The 16350-nt window shown below is 58.8% G+C and carries 15 protein-coding genes, 1 tRNA gene and 1 pseudogene; 11 read left to right on the forward strand and 6 right to left on the reverse strand.

The genetic code is table 11. The features are described 5' to 3' along the window. Positions 1-60 precede the first annotated feature (60 nt). On the forward strand, positions 61-1032 hold the full coding sequence (locus tag GSQ77_RS20315; RefSeq protein WP_158904567.1) for an AraC family transcriptional regulator: 972 nt from the start codon (positions 61-63) through the stop codon (positions 1030-1032). Positions 1033-1043: 11 nt separating this feature from the next. Here GSQ77_RS20315 and GSQ77_RS20320 read toward each other — a convergent pair whose 3' ends face one another. Further along, positions 1044-1808 (reverse strand): alpha/beta fold hydrolase, encoded by a 765-nt coding sequence (locus GSQ77_RS20320; RefSeq protein ID WP_158906404.1) that lies wholly within the window; start codon positions 1806-1808, stop codon positions 1044-1046. Positions 1809-2150: 342 nt separating this feature from the next. On the opposite strand from GSQ77_RS20320, the gene GSQ77_RS20325 reads away from it, so the two are divergent. From GSQ77_RS20325 to GSQ77_RS20345, 5 genes are all read left to right on the forward strand, one after another. After that, positions 2151-2936, forward strand: coding sequence for an alpha/beta fold hydrolase (locus GSQ77_RS20325; RefSeq protein ID WP_158904568.1), 786 nt, complete (start codon positions 2151-2153; stop codon positions 2934-2936). Positions 2937-3107: 171 nt separating this feature from the next. After that, positions 3108-4133, forward strand: coding sequence for an AraC family transcriptional regulator (locus GSQ77_RS20330; protein ID WP_254067717.1), 1026 nt, complete (start codon positions 3108-3110; stop codon positions 4131-4133). 82 nt (positions 4134-4215) lie between these two features. Then, positions 4216-6477 (forward strand): catalase/peroxidase HPI, encoded by a 2262-nt coding sequence (katG, locus tag GSQ77_RS20335; protein WP_158904569.1) that lies wholly within the window; start codon positions 4216-4218, stop codon positions 6475-6477. A gap of 25 nt (positions 6478-6502) precedes the next feature. Then, on the forward strand, positions 6503-7030 hold the full coding sequence (locus GSQ77_RS20340; RefSeq protein WP_158904570.1) for a nuclear transport factor 2 family protein: 528 nt from the start codon (positions 6503-6505) through the stop codon (positions 7028-7030). 37 nt (positions 7031-7067) lie between these two features. Further along, the gene (locus tag GSQ77_RS20345; protein WP_158904571.1) at positions 7068-7529 is read left to right on the forward strand and encodes a RidA family protein; all 462 of its coding nucleotides are present in this window, start codon (positions 7068-7070) and stop codon (positions 7527-7529) included. Between the two features lie 60 nt (positions 7530-7589). Here GSQ77_RS20345 and GSQ77_RS20350 read toward each other — a convergent pair whose 3' ends face one another. Continuing rightward, positions 7590-8360: a LysR family transcriptional regulator gene (locus tag GSQ77_RS20350; protein ID WP_216854923.1), complete on the reverse strand. Its 771-nt coding sequence runs from the start codon at positions 8358-8360 to the stop codon at positions 7590-7592. Positions 8361-8480: 120 nt separating this feature from the next. On the opposite strand from GSQ77_RS20350, the gene GSQ77_RS20355 reads away from it, so the two are divergent. From GSQ77_RS20355 to GSQ77_RS20365, 3 genes are all read left to right on the forward strand, one after another. Beyond that, a complete protein-coding gene (locus GSQ77_RS20355; protein WP_158904572.1) occupies positions 8481-8741 on the forward strand; it encodes a hypothetical protein in 261 nt (86 codons plus the stop codon). A 195-nt stretch (positions 8742-8936) separates the two neighbouring features. Beyond that, positions 8937-9374: a hypothetical protein gene (locus GSQ77_RS20360; protein WP_158904573.1), complete on the forward strand. Its 438-nt coding sequence runs from the start codon at positions 8937-8939 to the stop codon at positions 9372-9374. Between the two features lie 115 nt (positions 9375-9489). Next, positions 9490-9684 carry a hypothetical protein gene (locus GSQ77_RS20365; protein ID WP_158904574.1) on the forward strand — a complete coding sequence of 65 codons (195 nt, stop codon included), beginning with the start codon at positions 9490-9492 and terminating at the stop codon, positions 9682-9684. Positions 9685-9844: 160 nt separating this feature from the next. Here the strand turns inward: GSQ77_RS20365 and GSQ77_RS20370 are convergent. From GSQ77_RS20370 to GSQ77_RS20385, 4 genes and pseudogenes are all read right to left on the reverse strand, one after another. Continuing rightward, positions 9845-9958, reverse strand: a pseudogene (locus tag GSQ77_RS20370) (IS6 family transposase); the annotation flags it as partial. 215 nt (positions 9959-10173) lie between these two features. Further along, positions 10174-10264: transfer RNA gene (locus GSQ77_RS20375), tRNA-Ser, on the reverse strand. 143 nt (positions 10265-10407) lie between these two features. Next, on the reverse strand, positions 10408-11718 hold the full coding sequence (gene serS, locus GSQ77_RS20380) for a serine--tRNA ligase (RefSeq protein ID WP_158904575.1): 1311 nt from the start codon (positions 11716-11718) through the stop codon (positions 10408-10410). Positions 11719-11862: 144 nt separating this feature from the next. Then, positions 11863-13173: a replication-associated recombination protein A gene (locus tag GSQ77_RS20385; protein ID WP_158904576.1), complete on the reverse strand. Its 1311-nt coding sequence runs from the start codon at positions 13171-13173 to the stop codon at positions 11863-11865. Between the two features lie 646 nt (positions 13174-13819). Here GSQ77_RS20385 and GSQ77_RS20390 point away from each other — a divergent pair. Both GSQ77_RS20390 and GSQ77_RS20395 read left to right on the forward strand, forming a co-directional pair. After that, positions 13820-15079: a GNAT family N-acetyltransferase gene (locus GSQ77_RS20390; RefSeq protein ID WP_158904577.1), complete on the forward strand. Its 1260-nt coding sequence runs from the start codon at positions 13820-13822 to the stop codon at positions 15077-15079. A gap of 29 nt (positions 15080-15108) precedes the next feature. Next, complete coding sequence (locus tag GSQ77_RS20395; RefSeq protein WP_158904578.1) at positions 15109-16335, forward strand: glycosyltransferase family 4 protein; 1227 nt, start codon at positions 15109-15111, stop codon at positions 16333-16335. Positions 16336-16350: the final 15 nt, after the last annotated feature.

A 16350-nucleotide genomic window follows, 5' to 3' on the forward strand; every position in this document is an offset into this window, starting at 1 on the left:
GTCGTTAAAAACATATCGTCCGTGGGTCTATCGTGTCAACACGCCCCCTGTGGAGTCATCATGTCGTCCGACCGCTCCGATGTCTTGTCCCAGGTACTTAAGCTGATTCGTCTTCGCGGTGATTACGTCTTCCATGGGGAACTGGGGACCTCTACCGATGTGACCTTCCCCCCAGGTCCTGCCGCCTTTTTACATTTGCGCTCGGGAGAACTGTCGGTTTCCCAACGTGATGGGGACCCAGTGCTGTTGCAGCAAGGTGACTTCGTTCTTCTGCCCCATGCAGATGGACATACGATTCGAGCCAAGGCCGGCGGCGACGCACGTCGACACTTCGAGGCGAATGTGAACGTTACGCCTCATACGCCCGCTCAAACGTTGAGGTGGGCGACTGACGACGACATCGCGGGACGCTTTCTCTCCGGCTCATTCTATTTTGACGGAGCGCCATTGCGATCTTTGCTCACAGGGCTTCCCGGGCTTATCCATCTGACTTGCGACAAGACTTGCGAACCACCCTGGCTAGCCTCCATCTCCCATTTCCTGGACATGGAATCGCGCACCGCCAGCGCGGGGACGTCGCTGATGATCTCGCGGCTTATCGATTTACTCGTTATCCGCACGTTGCGCATGTGGGTCCACAGCCAAGGCGACCGGCTCGGGTGGCTTTCCGGGCTGAGCGACGAACGCATCGGACGGGCATTGAACGCCATGCATCTGAAGCCTGCTCACGCATGGACCGTCGAATCGCTTGCGGAAACTGCGGCGATGTCACGATCGATATTCTCGGATCGCTTCACTGCGGTGGTCGGAATATCCCCGCTGCGCTATTTGACGCGGTGGCGATTGACGATCGCGGCAGACTTGCTGCGCGCAGGTACCCTCAAAGTGACCGACGTGGCCCATGGTGCGGGCTACGGCTCAGAAGCGGCTTTTAGCCGCGCGTTCAAGGCGCAGTTTGGATATCCGCCCCGTGACGCGCATCGGATTGCACAGAATGGAATCTTTCTCGCACGAAGTTCGGGAAACCTTTGACATTCACCGCACTAAGCGTGACCTGCCGCCTCTAATATAAGGTTCGAGATTTCTTTAGGATGTGAAATCATCGAAACATGACTGGACTTCAACTCGATCGTCTTGGCATTCATGCGCTTGGCCATAAACCGTTCGAGATCGGGATTGATCGTTCTGTCCTCAGTTGAAACCGCGTAGAAGCTAGGCTTTGAGCGCCACGCCGCCTGGGTGGTCCGGCCTGCCAGCAGCGCTTTATTAAAGGGCTCTTGAACGGCGAAAAGCGCCCGGGCTTTCTTTTCAGGAAGGTCACCCGCAAAATCGCGCAAGAAGGCCTCCTCGCTTAAGCGTCCCTCGTCACCGTCAAAGATGATCCCAGCCGATGCAGGTGGAGTCGGATAGGTTTTGGCGAGCGCTGCGTAGTCTTCGCCGGCATCGGGAGCCCGCGCAGCCACATACACAAGAGAGGTCACCTTCGGATCGACTCCCGCCTCAGTGACGATCATGCCCGAAAACGAGTGTCCCACTAGTACCGTGGGCCCGTCCTGCCGCGCCAAAACTCGCTGAGTTGCGGCAACGGCGTCTGCCAGAGTGGTGAGTGGGTTTTGGACCGAGGTTACGTTCAGCCCCGCTGCTTGGAGGCGGGGAATGACCTCGGACCAGCACGAGCCGTCAGCGAACAAACCGTGAACGAGCACAACATTGCGCGCCTGAGGGCCTGTTTGCGATCGCGCTGTCATAGGCAGCACTGACGCAGCAACACCGGCGAGAAGAAAGGTAGAAAAATCGCGACGATTCATTACGGGTTCCCCATCAAAGTTGCCGGACGCCGGCGTTCGACTAAGCACTCTAGAGAAAGTACCGGCGGCTGACCATATCGCAGCGTCCGGCTTACATGATCCATCGTCCAGCCGATGCGCTTCAGGTTTGACAATGCGTCGCTTCATTATCGTCTTTATCGCGAGACCAAGGTTGTTTTCGCCGGCCCCAAAAATGTGAATCACGTCGACCGGACGATAGATCATGCAAACCGGACGCCGCGATATGGTCAGTCATCGGTACTTTCTCTAGAGTGGATAACCGAACTCCTTCCATCTTCGGTGGAAGTAGATCTCTCCCGCAAACCCTAGTTCGGAGCCTCCATGCTTAAGTACTTCAAGCGTCTTGCGACGACGTTCTTCGCTGCCATACTCATGATCTCGTCAGGTATCTTCGCCCAGAGCGCCAGTGCCACCACCGGCGCCACCGTTGTATTGGTGCATGGCGCCTGGGCCGACGGTTCAAGTTGGTCTCCCATCATTTCGATATTGCAGAAACGCGGCCTTAAGGTCGTCGCAGTTCAACTGCCGCGAACCTCCCTGGCCAACGATGCAGCCGTCGTTTCCCAGGCGATCGAGGCACAAAGCGGACCCGTCATTCTGGTCGGTCACTCCTACGGCGGAGCGGTCATATCGCAAGCCGGCAATTCACCCAAGGTGGCTGCGCTGGTCTACGTTTCGGCATTTGCTCCGAACGACGGCCAGTCGATCAATGACATGATCAGTCCATTTCCCAAGGCTGCGTGGCAGAGCGGCATCGTTGTCAATTCCGCCGGTTACCTCAGCATCTCGACCGATACATTCGTGAAGAGCTTCGCACCGGACATTCCGAAGAATATCGCCACCGTGCTTGCGGCTACGCAAGGCCCCTTGTTCGCACACTGCCTGGATGACAAGGTGACAGTGGCCGCTTGGAAGTCGAAGCCGTCTTGGTGGGTCTATGGCGATAAGGATCAAATCATCCCGCCCCAACTGCAGCAAGGCGAGGCACACGCCATCAACGCCAAACTCACGGTGATCCCAGGCGGAAGTCACCTCACGCTGGTAACACACCCGAAGGCCGTCGCGGACGTCATCATCGACGCCGTGAACAAGGCAGCAAATCCCTAGCCTTACGATCGCTCGCTCGGTCGAAACCAAGGGCGCAGGGATAGCGCTGCGCGGAAGCTACGACCGAGCGAGCGAGTTGGACAAGGCATTGAATTCGCCTCGTCAGGCAATCCTCTGTGCAATTACAGAGGATTTCAAACTAATTTATAGATCGACTGAGCGTCATTTTAAATGCTAGAGGAACAACGTGCGCTGCCCCAACAGGGTGACGCGTTGTCGCAAGTGCTCAAGCTAATTCGTCTTCGTGGAGATATCGCCTTCCGCGGCGAGCTGGGCGCCGTTACGGAGGTGACCTTCCCGCCCGGAGCGGCCGGTTTCGTGCATCTGCACGATGGCGAGGCGTTGATCTCGCAACGCGATTGCGGCCCCGTATTGCTGCAATCGGGCGACTTTGTCCTACTGCTCCATGCTGACGGATATACGCTGCGCGACCAGGCTTGCGATGACGCGCGTCGACGCTGCCAGGCGGAGGCAAACACAGACGCAAACGCGGAGGCAAGCGCGGAGGCGTATTGCAGCCAGAGTTCGGAAGCACAAACGATGGAAACGACTACAAAGCGCAACACCGCGCGATGCTTTCTTGCCGGAGTATTTTATTTCGATGGTGGCCCATTGCGATCCTTGTTGTCGGGGCTTCCCGGACTCATCCATCTGAAATGTGACGACGGCGGCGTGCCGCCTTGGTTGGCGACCCTATCGCACTTGTTGACAGAGGAGTCGGACAACGTCGGTCCAGGCTCGTCGCTGATGATCTCGCGTCTGATCGATATGCTCGTCATCCGTACATTGCGTACCTGGGTCAGCAGCCAAGGCAACCGGCTCGGGTGGCTTTCCGGACTGGGCGACGAACGCATCGGACGGGCCTTGAACGCGATGCACCTGGAGCCGGCTCGTGCGTGGACCGTTGAGTCGCTCGCGGAAACCGCGAGGATGTCACGATCGATATTCTCGGATCGCTTCACGGCGGTGGTCGGAATGCCGCCGCTGCGCTACTTGACGCGGTGGCGTTTAACCGTGGCGGCCGACTTGCTGCGCGCAGGGACTGTCAAAGTGACCCATGTGGCTCATAGCGCGGGATACGGATCGGAAGCGGCGTTTAGCCGCGCATTCAAGGCGCAGTTTGGGTACCCACCGAGCGACGCGCATCGGATTGCGCAGACAGAAATATTTCGTGCACGAAGTTCCGAAACCCGCTGACGAATGATGCGACGCCGGTCGAGGCCAAAATTTGTTTTTTTGTAGACAACCCGTCGGTATATCCTTTCCAAAGAGAGAACGTATGTCAAACGAAGCAAAATGCCCGTTCAACCATACCGCCGGCGGCGGCACGACGAACCGTGACTGGTGGCCCAAGCAGTTGCGCCTGGACCTGCTCAGCCAGCACTCCGACAAGTCCAACCCGATGGATAGCAGCTTCAACTACGCGCAGGCGTTCAAGAGCCTCGACCTGGCTGCAGTGAAGAAGGACCTCGCGGCGCTGATGACCGATACGCAGGATTGGTGGCCCGCAGACTTCGGTCACTACGGCCCGCTATTCATCCGCATGGCCTGGCACAGTGCAGGAACCTACCGCATCGGTGACGGCCGCGGTGGTGCCGGGCGCGGTCAGCAACGTTTCGCACCGCTGAACAGTTGGCCGGACAACGTCAGCCTCGATAAAGCGCGGCGCCTGCTTTGGCCGATCAAGCAGAAGTACGGCCAAAAGATTTCCTGGGCCGATCTGTTGATCCTAACGGGTAACGTCGCGCTCGAGAGCATGGGCTTCAAGACCTTCGGCTTCGCCGGCGGTCGCGAGGACACATGGGAGCCGGACCAGGACGTCTACTGGGGCAACGAAAAGACGTGGCTGGGCGGCGACGTCCGCTATGGCAAGGGTGTCGCGGGCAACGACGACGAAAGCGTCATTGTCGCCGACAAAGAACTTCACGGCGAGCAAGCCAGCCGCACCGACCACGGACGCGACCTGGAAAATCCGCTGGGCGCCGTGCAGATGGGCCTCATATATGTCAACCCGGAAGGTCCGGACGGCAATCCGGACCCGGTCGCCGCGGCGCACGACATCCGTGCAACTTTCGCGCGCATGGCGATGAACGACGAGGAGACTGTTGCGCTGATCGCCGGTGGCCACACCTTTGGCAAGACGCACGGCGCGGGTCCCGCCGACAACGTCGGTCCCGAACCCGAGGCCGCCGATCTTGAGAACCAGGGACTGGGCTGGAAGAACAACTTCGGCACAGGCAAGGGCGGCGATACGATCACCAGCGGCTTGGAGGTCACATGGACCAGCACACCGACGAAGTGGGGCAACGGCTTCTTCGAGAACCTGTTCAACCACGAATGGGAACTGACGCGGAGCCCGGCGGGCGCCCATCAGTGGGTCGCCAAGGATGCCGACGCTACCATCCCGCACGCTCACGATCCTTCAAAGAAGTTGCGGCCAACGATGCTCACCACCGATCTTTCGCTGCGCCTGGACCCCGCCTACGAGAAGATCTCGCGGCGCTTCATGGAGCATCCCGACCAGTTCGCCGATGCGTTCGCCCGCGCATGGTTCAAGCTGACCCACCGCGACATGGGACCGCGCGCCCGCTACCTTGGACCGGAAGTGCCGAGTGAAGCGCTGCTCTGGCAAGATCCGATTCCGGCAGTCGACCACGCGCTGGTCGACGTGCAGGACATCGCTTGGCTCACGCGGAAGATTCTAGCGTCGGGGCTGCCCGTATCGCAGTTGGTGTCGACTGCCTGGGCATCGGCATCCACCTTCCGCGGCTCGGACAAGCGCGGTGGCGCCAACGGCGCACGCATACGCCTGGCCCCACAGAAAGACTGGACGGTGAACCAGCCCGAGCAGTTGGCGAAGGTACTGAAAGTGCTTGAAAACATCCAGGGCGAGTTCAACAGCGCACAGTCCGGCGGCAAGAAGGTCTCGCTGGCTGATTTGATCGTGCTGGCCGGCGGCGCCGGCATCGAACTGGCGGCGAGCAGCGCCGGTCATCCAATCACCGTGCCGTTCGCGCCCGGGCGCATGGATGCCACGCAGGAAGAGACCGATGTGCAATCTGTTGCGGCCCTCGAACCGGTCGCCGACGGCTTCCGAAACTACCTCGTAGGCAAACACAGCGTCCCGGCCGAGGCCTTGTTGATCGACAAGGCTCAAATGCTGACCCTGACCGCTCCAGAGATGACAGTGCTCATCGGCGGCTTGCGCGTCCTGAACATCCATGGCGCGCAGAATGCGCACGGCGTCTTCACCGATCGGCCGGAAACGCTGACCAACGACTTCTTCCGCAACCTGCTCGACATGAGTACGGAGTGGACACCGCTCTCCCCGGCCCGAGACGTGTTCGAGGGGCGCGACCGCACCACGGGCGCGTTGAAGTGGACGGGGGGCACCCGCGTCGATCTGGTCTTCGGTTCGCATGCCCAACTACGGGCCCTCGGTGAAGTTTATGCAAGTGAGGACGGGCAGGCGAAATTTGTCCGCGACTTCGTCTCAGCCTGGGTCAAGGTGATGAACCTCGACCGGTTTGAACTCGCCTGAGCGGACACATAAGTAGGAGAAGACAATGCGCATACTGAAAGCCGTGACTTCGTTCATCGCTGCTGTGGCTCTCGTCGCCGCTGGTGCCACCGCACACGCCGCAGCGCCGCATCATTTTACCGACCGAGACAGGCAAGCGGTCCGAGACGTTTTTCTCCGGCAGGCGGCTGCCGCTACGGCGCATGACATCGTGGCATTCGGGAACGTACTCGCTGACGCGCCGCCCGGTCAGCCCGACCCCGTCATATTCGTGTCCCACGCTTACGAGTTCTGGGGGAAGCCCGCGCTCATCGAACACTTCAAGGAAACGTTCAAGGGCGTGTGGAAGTTCGAGCCTAAGCCCGAAAGCATAAAGATAGTCCCGCTGACCGCTGACGTCGCCCAAGTGTACGCGCCTACGCAGATCACGCTTGGCGCATCGGAAGCCACGGCGAAGACTGTTCCGTTCCTCGTCTATGAAGTGGCGGTCCGGACCTCCAAGGGCTGGCGTATCGCGGCGATCGTCCCTGTGGCGGCCCCGACGCCGACGCCGACGCCGACGCCGACACAGTAACCCTGTCGAACTTTATTTACATCGCTGCGAGCCAAACATGAACGTATTCGAACGTCTTTTGCAAGCGGGCCTCAAATTGCCGTCGCCCATCAACCCACTCGGCTCCTACAGAATGGTCTCCGTCTCAGGGAGCCAGCTCTATGTCTCCGGTCTCGGCCCCTTCAAGGATGGCAAGCCGATAGTCGGAATAGTCGGCGGCGATATGTCTCTGGAGAAGGCCCAAGACGCGGCACGCCTGACGATGCTCATGATATTGGCCTGCCTCGATCAGGCATGCGGGCTCGACAACGTCGAGAGATGCAGCCGACTGACGGTCTACGTACGCGCTGAACAGTCGTTCACTCAGCATCCGCAAGTGGCCAATGGCGCCAGTGACGTCTTGCTGACGTTGTTTGGGCAAGACAAGCTTCCGGCTCGAAGCGCGCTGGGCGTGCACACGTTACCGATGGGCATCCCGGTCGAGATCGATAGCATCTTCGAGTTGAAGAACGGCGGATAGGCCTGGCACTGACGGAGTATCTGCGGACATCTCGATCGGCACAGTGCACGCCCGAACAAATTAAGAGCTGCCGTCCAGCACCGGCGCTCTTTCACTTGCAGAATAATCTGAAATTTCTGAATCCACCAAAATATAGTTTTTTATAACTTCCTCAAAAGACCGATAAGCATTTATCCGTGCCCAAACTTCACGCTTATACGCAATATAATCCTGAAGAACCTCGTAAGTTCTTAAGAGCCCCGATTTACGCTGCCGAAGAATTATGTTTCGATCCATCGAATTGGATAGAAAATTAATCGAAATATACTCAAGCATGCTTAGAAGAGACATGATCAAATCATCATCCTTCTGATTTATCCGCAAGGGGTCGACCAACGTATTATTTTCGACATGGCGCATGATTAAAGCGTTTGCTTCACTGAATTTCTCGTTGGTCAGCAATGTGACCATGACCTGCGCCGTAAAGGCTTCTCGCTGCGCCTTGATCGGTAACGCGTAATCGTCCGGCATTATTTGGCTAGCCAGGTTTTTCCCTTGAAAGATAGCCCAAATGCTGTCATTCAGCTCCAGCATCTCCTGCGCGTAGCTTAGAAGATAGCTTCCGTGTGGCGTCAGCCCGACCATGCCGCCCTTGCCGCGCACCAATAATGATTTGCCGATTAAGGTTTCCAGCCGCCGTACCTGCATGGAAACGGCCGATTGCGTCCGTCCGACTATTTCCCCGGCACGGGTGAAACTTCCAGTTTCGGCAATATGAACGAAACTGCGCAGCAGATCCAGATCAAGATTGGCGGGACGGCTCATAGCATTCATTTCGTTGATCCTGCTCATTAAAGCAATTCATTTTGTGTAGTCGATGCTCGTCAATACAATGACCACCGCAGTCGATGCTCAACAATACAGTCAAACGTCAATGTCCACTCGCAGCATTTTTAAATAAAGGAAATCCATATGTCTTTTGTGAAGAGAAACCTGGGCCGGATGATCGCCGTCACGCTTATCGCAGTGGGTACCGGCCTTGGCACCAGTGTTGCGGTTGCCCGCCAGCCCGACATGGAGGGCGCGCTCGGCGCGCTGCAAAACGCCCAAAATCATCTGAACAAGGTTACACAAAACAAAGACGGTCACGCTAACGCAGCGCGCAAGCTCATCGCGCAAGCGATCTCCGAAGTGGAAGCCGGCATCGCGTACGGCCAATCCAAAGGCGAGTAATCGAACTGGCGGTGCCACACAAGCTCGGTTCCGTTGGAGTAGGTTGCATCGCTTAGTTGCGTTGCTTAGTTACGTACCTACCCACTCCAGCGCGCAAGACGCTTAGTTCTACTAGCACGGACAGAAGTATTTGTGATGCTGTGGGTCCACACCAGCGGCAACTTTCGATAACCATCCTTTAAGGAATTTAGCAGCGTGTCATATTTTCTTAAGGTTAGACAGACGTACTTTGCCGCCGTCGCCCTGATCATGCCACTCCTCGCAGCGTGTAGTTTCAATATGAACCAAAACCCCTACATGGAGCGCGTTGTGCAATCGGTGCCGCTGGGTGATGGCAAAACCCTCAACGTGGGATACAAGTCGCCAGATGCTACCGCGCAATGCCAGTTGATTAACGAAAGCAGTCGTAACTGGACTGTTGCGGAAGCCATTGGGCAGTTTAAAGCCGGCAGAGGCCGCCAAGTGTTGCAAGAGGAAGCGGTTGAGTCGATTAAACAACGGCCTCAAGACGGCATCAATTATGTTGCTTTAACGATCCCCAATGAAGCGGCCGTTGGGGTAATCATCGTGACTGCTGCGCGAGACGCTAAAACCAGCTACTTCCGCTGCATCAATCCCCCGCAATCGCATTAAAAAAGCGCTCTTTCCCAGGTTTTGCCGAAGCCCTTTGGATCAGGTCAGGCCTGCCGGATAACTGAGTCAATAACCGCGTTATTGGGTTGAACAAATTTAATTCTGTGAGATTTTCATGAAAAACGTGATCGCGGCGCTGATCGCCGGCCTGTTTGCTACCGGTGCATTTGCTAATGACGCTCCAGCTACTTCGGCTCCAGCTGCGCCTTCAATGGACGCGGTACCAGTTAAGTCAAAAGCCCCAAAAGCCAAACCTCCGAAGCCAGCAAAAATACAAGCGAACAAAACGGCCTCTACCGCCCCGAAATAAGTTCGCAGGCGGCAGAGCCGGTATCTACCGATACAGCCGCGCGACCGGCCGTTGCACTTCGAAAGTCGTCGTTGCGGCAGTTCGCCCCGCAAGGGCCGCAACGGGGCATTGTCAACTTGGCCAGAGAGTGAGACGGCAAGACAGCAGGTGTGAGGACTGGTCAGAAAGAGGTGGACGGATTTTGGGCGAGTTCAGTGAAATTGCGCCAGGCGACGAAGCGAGCAGCAAGTTGTTTGCGATAAAGTGAAGCGCGCAGCAAATGCCGCTTGAGCGCGAGAATGTCGAGTTCCGCGCCATGCTCGTCCACCCCACGCCATAGCAGATACGGATCGCCTCATACGTCACAACGTCAAAGCGCTGGAACTGGCGACCAATAGTAACGTTACGAGTGCATTAGGTACTTGAGTACCTTTAGCGTCGCGTGCGTGGTGGGTAAAACGGTGGGTACGAATAAAAAAAGGCCCCGAAGGGCCTAATTCATTGACACTCTGGCGGAAAGGGTGGGATTCGAACCCACGTTACGGAAGAACCGTAAACCAGATTTCGAGTCTGGCGCATTCGACCACTCTGCCACCTTTCCTGAGGTCTTTGCTACACGTGCTCGCCGCACTCAACTACGGCGAAGTCCGAGATTATAGCCGAACCCTGCGCGCTTTCCAAGCATCGTTTTCAGTGAATTCGCATTCGCAGAAGGCAGTGCTTAATCTCACGCAATCCGCCCGCTTAACCCGCCACCGCCACGCGCTCCAGCCCACCCACGTACGGACGTAAGGCCTGCGGCACCGTCACCGAGCCATCGGCATTCTGATAATTCTCCAGCAGAGCCACGAGCGTGCGGCCCACCGCCAGACCCGAACCGTTCAGCGTGTGCAGCAACTCGGGCTTGCCTTGCGCATTACGGAAGCGCGCATGCATGCGCCGCGCCTGGAAGCTTTCCATATTCGAGCACGAGGAAATTTCGCGATATGCGTTCTGCGCCGGAATCCACACTTCGAGATCGTAAGTCTTGGCGCTGCCGAAACCCATATCGCCCGTACACAGCAACATCTTGCGATACGGCAATTCGAGCTTCTGCAATATCGTCTCGGCGTGCCCGACCAGTTCCTCCAACGCCGCCATCGAATGTTCAGGCTGCACCAATTGCACCATCTCGACCTTGTCGAACTGATGCTGGCGGATCATGCCGCGCGTGTCGCGCCCGTAGCTGCCCGCTTCCGAGCGGAAGCACGGCGTGTGGGCAACGTATTTCTGCGGCAACGTATCGAGTGCGACGATCTCATCGCGCACAAAATTCGTCACCGGCACCTCGGCAGTCGGAATCAGATAGAAATTCTCAACCCGCTCACCTTCGCCATCGCCCTCGCCAGTCTTGCGCGGCACCTTGAACAGGTCTTCCTCGAATTTCGGCAACTGCCCCGTACCGCGCATCGACGCCGCGTTGACGATATAAGGCACATAGACCTCGTTGTAGCCATGCTCGGTGATGTGCGTGTCGAGCATGAACTGCGCGAGGCCGCGATGCAGCCGCGCGATCTGGCCGCGCAGCACGGTAAAGCGCGCGCCCGATAACTTCGCGCCCGTGTCGAAATCGAGGCCGAGCGGTCCACCCACGTCCACGTGATCTTTCACTTCGAAATCGAATTGCCGCGGCGTACCCCAGCGCAACACTTCGAGATTGCCCGTTTCGTCGCGCCCGACCGGCACACTCTCGTGCGGCACATTGGGCACGCCGAGCAGCACATCGGCAAGTTGGGCTTGCAGCGCATCGAGTTGTGCGGCCGATGCCTTGAGCGTGTCGCCGATGCCGCCCACTTCGGCCATCACCGCCGAGGTGTCCTCGCCACGCCCCTTGAGCGCGCCGATTTGCTTGGACAAACTATTGCGGCGCGCCTGCAGATCTTCGGTGCGCGTCTGGATTTCGCGACGTTCGGCTTCCAGGGTCTGGAAGGCCGCGACATCGAGCGTGTAGCCGCGGTCGGCCAGTCGGCGGGCGACCGCATCGATGTCTTTGCGCAGCAGTTGAATATCGAGCATGGATTTCTGTGGTGTGAAGACGTTTGTGGCGTCGGTTAAATGTCAGCCTGCGGTATCCCGCAGCAATCCCGTGATTTTATCGCACCGGCATCCCACTCGGGCGCTTTTGCGGCCGGCGCCGGCGCCCACCAGCCGTGACGGCGTTCAGGATTTGTCCGGATGGTCACGCCGCCATTGCGCGTCGAGCGCGCGCAAATGGGCTAGCTTGTCGCCGATTTTCTGCTCGAGTCCGCGCGGTACCGGCGCATACCAGCCGGGCTCGCGCATGCCATCCGGCAAGTACACTTCGCCGGCGGCGTACGCCTCGGGTTCATCATGCGCATAGCGGTACTCGTGACCGTAGCCCAGTTCCTTCATCAGCTTGGTAGGTGCATTGCGCAGATGGACCGGCACGCCGCGCGACTGATCCTGGCCGACATGACGGCGCGCCGCGTTGTAGGCGTTGTAGCCTGCGTTCGATTTGGGCGCGACCGCCAGATAGATCAGCGCCTGCGCCAATGCCAGTTCGCCTTCGGGCGAACCGAGCCGCTCGTAGGTTTCGGCTGCATCGAGCGTGATACGCGCGGCGCGCGGGTCCGCCAGACCGATGTCTTCCCACGCCATGCGCACAATCCGGCGCGCTAGGTAACGGGGGTCCGCCCCGCCGTCTATCATGCGGCAGAACCAGTACAGGGCACCGTCTGGATTACTGCCGCGTACCGATTTATGCAATGCGCTGATCTGGTCGTAGAACGCGTCGCCGCCCTTGTCGAAACGTCGCAGGTTTTCCGCCAGCGCGCTGCCCAGCATAGCCTCGTCGATCTCGGTCACGTTTTGCGCGGCCGCGGCGCGCGCCACGATTTCAATATTGTTGAGCAGCTTGCGCCCGTCGCCATCGGCTGAAGCGACGATCAGATGGCGTGCAGCATCGCTGAAACGGCAACCGCCCAGTTCCTCGCAGGCCCGCTCCAGCATCTCGCCCAACTCGGCATCGTCGAAGCTTTTCAGCACATACACGGCCGCGCGCGATAGCAACGCGCCATTGACTTCGAACGAAGGATTCTCGGTGGTCGCGCCGACAAATACGAACAGCCCCGACTCCACATGCGGCAAGAAGGCATCCTGCTGGCTCTTGTTGAAACGATGCACCTCGTCGACAAACACCAGCGTCTGGTGCCCATGCGCTTGGTGGATGCGTGCCGTCTCGACCGCTTCGCGGATTTCCTTCACGCCCGAAAGCACCGCCGAAAGCGAGATGAATTCCGCATGGAAAGCCTCAGCCATCAAACGGGCCAGCGTGGTTTTACCGACCCCCGGGGGGCCCCACAGAATCATCGAGTGCGCTTGACCGGACTGGAACGCAACGCGCAACGGCTTGCCGGCCCCAAGCAGGTGCTTTTGGCCGATCACGGCGTCTATGGTCTTGGGCCGCAGCCGCTCGGCGAGCGGCGCAGCAGGCTGGTTTACCTCAAACATGGGTCGGTTCCGGCGATAAGTCGCAGTAACGCAAACACTGATAACTCAATGCAGCGGATCAAAACAGGCGCAGCGGCGCGAGCTGCTACGCCCGATGTCAGACAGGCATTATGCCAGTGCGTTCGGGCCGACACGGACATGGCGCCCCAAGCGCGCGGCGGCTACGCGGGTCTTCGGCGGCAGAACAGACCCAAATCGGTCAAATTCCGTCAAAATTTCTTACGGTTTTCTTACACACCGAGTACCTACAGCACACTCCAATTAGTATGCAGTTGCCAAAATAACTGTCCGATCCGACCGTGCACGCCTGCGCGTGTCGCCCTCACCACACTCCGACGGCACAACGAAGCACATGAAGTCATACTGTGCATGTTTGCCAAAGCATGCCGGCAGCGATGTCTGAACTTCGGGAAAAACGGCTTCGACAATTTTATTTAGGCTTCCTATTTTATATTTTAAAATCGAGCCTCTCTTTTTAGTACGGCAACACACAGACGACCCCAGAGGCACTTGAGAGGATCCTTCACGAAGTCTTTCCGCAGTTTCGGATCGCGAACGTTGCAGGATTTCCAAGGATGCTCGCGACGACTGAAGCCCGTCCCGGCGATCCCATACAACATTTTATCTCTGCTGTTTCGGAGTGGATATGAGCCCCTCTCGATCGCAATTCGAAATTGTCACGGACCCGGATGCATTTCGGGCCTTACAAAGCGAATGGGACGCTCTTTGGTCGAGAGCCAACGGTCGCTACCATCAGGCCTTCGCCGTGTGCTGGTTGTGCTGGTGTATTTCCGCCAAGCCCAGGGGGCGGCAGTTGTACTGCATCGTGTGTCGCGAGCAAGGCAAGCTGGTCATGGTCTGGCCGCTGGTTACATACCGGTTCCTGTTCTGGACCCTGCTACGCCCGTTGAGCCCCGACACCGCGGACCACACCAGCATTCTCGTGGACGAGCAGATCGGCAATGCGGCCATCATCGAAGAGACATGGCGTGCAGTCATGCGCTCGTGTGGCGCGCACGTTTGCGATCTTCCCTACGTGAGCGAAGGCTCCCGCCTATACGATATCGCCGAGAAGCAGCCCCACGCGGTCGTGGCGGAACGCACCGTCGCCGCTATGGCAAAGCTGCGCGGCGAGGCGGACTGGCAAGCGTTTTGCACGACGCTCGGTGCGCTTTCCGGCAGGAAACCGGGCGCCCGCGAGCGCCGTCTGTCCAAGGAAGGAAAGCTCGTTGTGCGCATGCTCAGTCCCGAAGACACCGGAGATTATGCGGCTTGGGTCGATTGGTTGCTTGCCCGCAAGCGGGAGTGGATCGATCGGACCGGCAAGCGAGGCGATTGGCTGCACTCATTGGCGTATCGGGACTTCCTCGTCGATATGCTCGATCCCCCGGCCGGAGACGCCATGGCACGGCTGTTCGTGGTCACGCTGGACGGCGTGCCGCTCGCGGCATCTGTGGTCGGTATCGGAGAGTCATGTGTCACCGGATTGATCGCGGCCTTCGACGAGCGTTACTCCAAATTCTCACCCATTTCCATCGTGATCGAACACTGCGTCAAGTGGGCTTTGGAACAGGGCAAGGACCTCGATTTCGGTGTTGGCTCGGAAAGCTTCAAGGCTTACTGGAGTCGCGACAACATCACGCGCACATGCAGCTTTCGCATCGCGATCAACCGCTGGGGGCTGGTCGCCATTCACACCCAGGAGACGGCGCGCAGCATGAGGAGTCGCACGACTCAATGGCACGCGAGCTTGCGGCAAATCAAAGCGCAAACCGGTCTGCGTTTCGAACCTCTCGCACAGTCATCCTCGGTCCTCTTGAGCCGACTCGGCGGCCTGACGAAAATTCATCTGAAACAATGGCATCGCGAAGCGCCGCTGCATGATCAGCGTCGGGTGGAGCGATGAAGCGATACATCCCAACCTGGGGTGCTCGCATGAACTTGCCAATCGAGACAGACTTCGCGAACCTGAGCGCCGCGGCAGCCGGGCCGCCGCTCAAGATACTCGTGGTTCACAGCGCCTATCAATGGCGCGGCGGCGAGGACACAGTCAGGAATGCGGAAATCGAAATGTTGCGCAACGGCGGCCAGCACGTCGAAACCTATGACCGGGACAACGCGAACATCAACGACATGCCGCGCGTCGTCGCCGCCAAGGAAGCCCTGTGGTCGTCGAAGACTACCGCCGATGTGCTTGCACGCATCCGCGAATTCCAACCCGACCTGATCCACGCTCATAACAGTTTTCCGCTGGTCTCGCCGTCCCTGTACTGGGAAGCCGCGCGCGCGGGCGTACCGGTGATCCAGACCTTGCACAATTTTGGCCTGCTGTGCCCTCAAGCCATGTTTTTGCGCGAGGACCGCGTGTGCGAGGATTGCCTGGGCAAGCTTCCGTGGCGGGGTGCGGTGCATCGCTGCTATCGCGAATCGGCCGCGCAGTCCGCCGCGGTCGCCGCGATGCTCGGCGTGCACCGGGCCGTTGGCACCTTCAACCACAAGGTGACGCGCTATATCGCGCTGAACCAGTTTTGCCGCGGCAAATTCATCGAAGGCGGCCTGCCGGCGGAGCGCATTTCGATCAAGCCGAATCTCGTGGCCGTAGCCGTAGCCACGCATGACGAGGTGCCACGCAGCGGCGCCTTGTTTGTCGGCCGACTATCGCGTGAAAAAGGCATCAAGGTTTTGCTCGAAGCGCTGCGTCTATTGCCGAACATGCATATCGACATGATCGGCGTCGGGCCGATGCAGGCGGAGGTCGACGCACACGATCAGGTGCGTAGCCTCGGTGCGCGAACTCACCCCCAGGTGTTATCCGCCATGCGCCGCGCGGCCTACCTTGTGCTTCCCAGTGTATGGCATGAAATGATGCCATTGACCGTCGTGGAAGCGTTTGCCTGCGGCTTGCCGGTCATCGGCAGCCGGTCGGGTGCACTGCGGGAATTGATCGCCGAGGAACTAACGGGCTTGTTGTGCGAGCCGAGCGACGCGCGCGATCTGGCCGACAAGATAGCCTGGGCCGAGGCCCATCCAATTGCGCTGCAGGAGATGGGGCGCAACGCACGGGCCGACTATCTCGACAAGTACACGCCCGAGCGCAACTTCGAACAGTTGATGGCGATTTATCGCGACGTGCTGGCCACGCGGCACGATGTCGACGGTTGATCACCCTTGGATCAC

Source organism: Burkholderia sp. L27(2015) (assembly GCF_009765705.1).
GTDB lineage: Bacteria > Pseudomonadota > Gammaproteobacteria > Burkholderiales > Burkholderiaceae > LMUX01.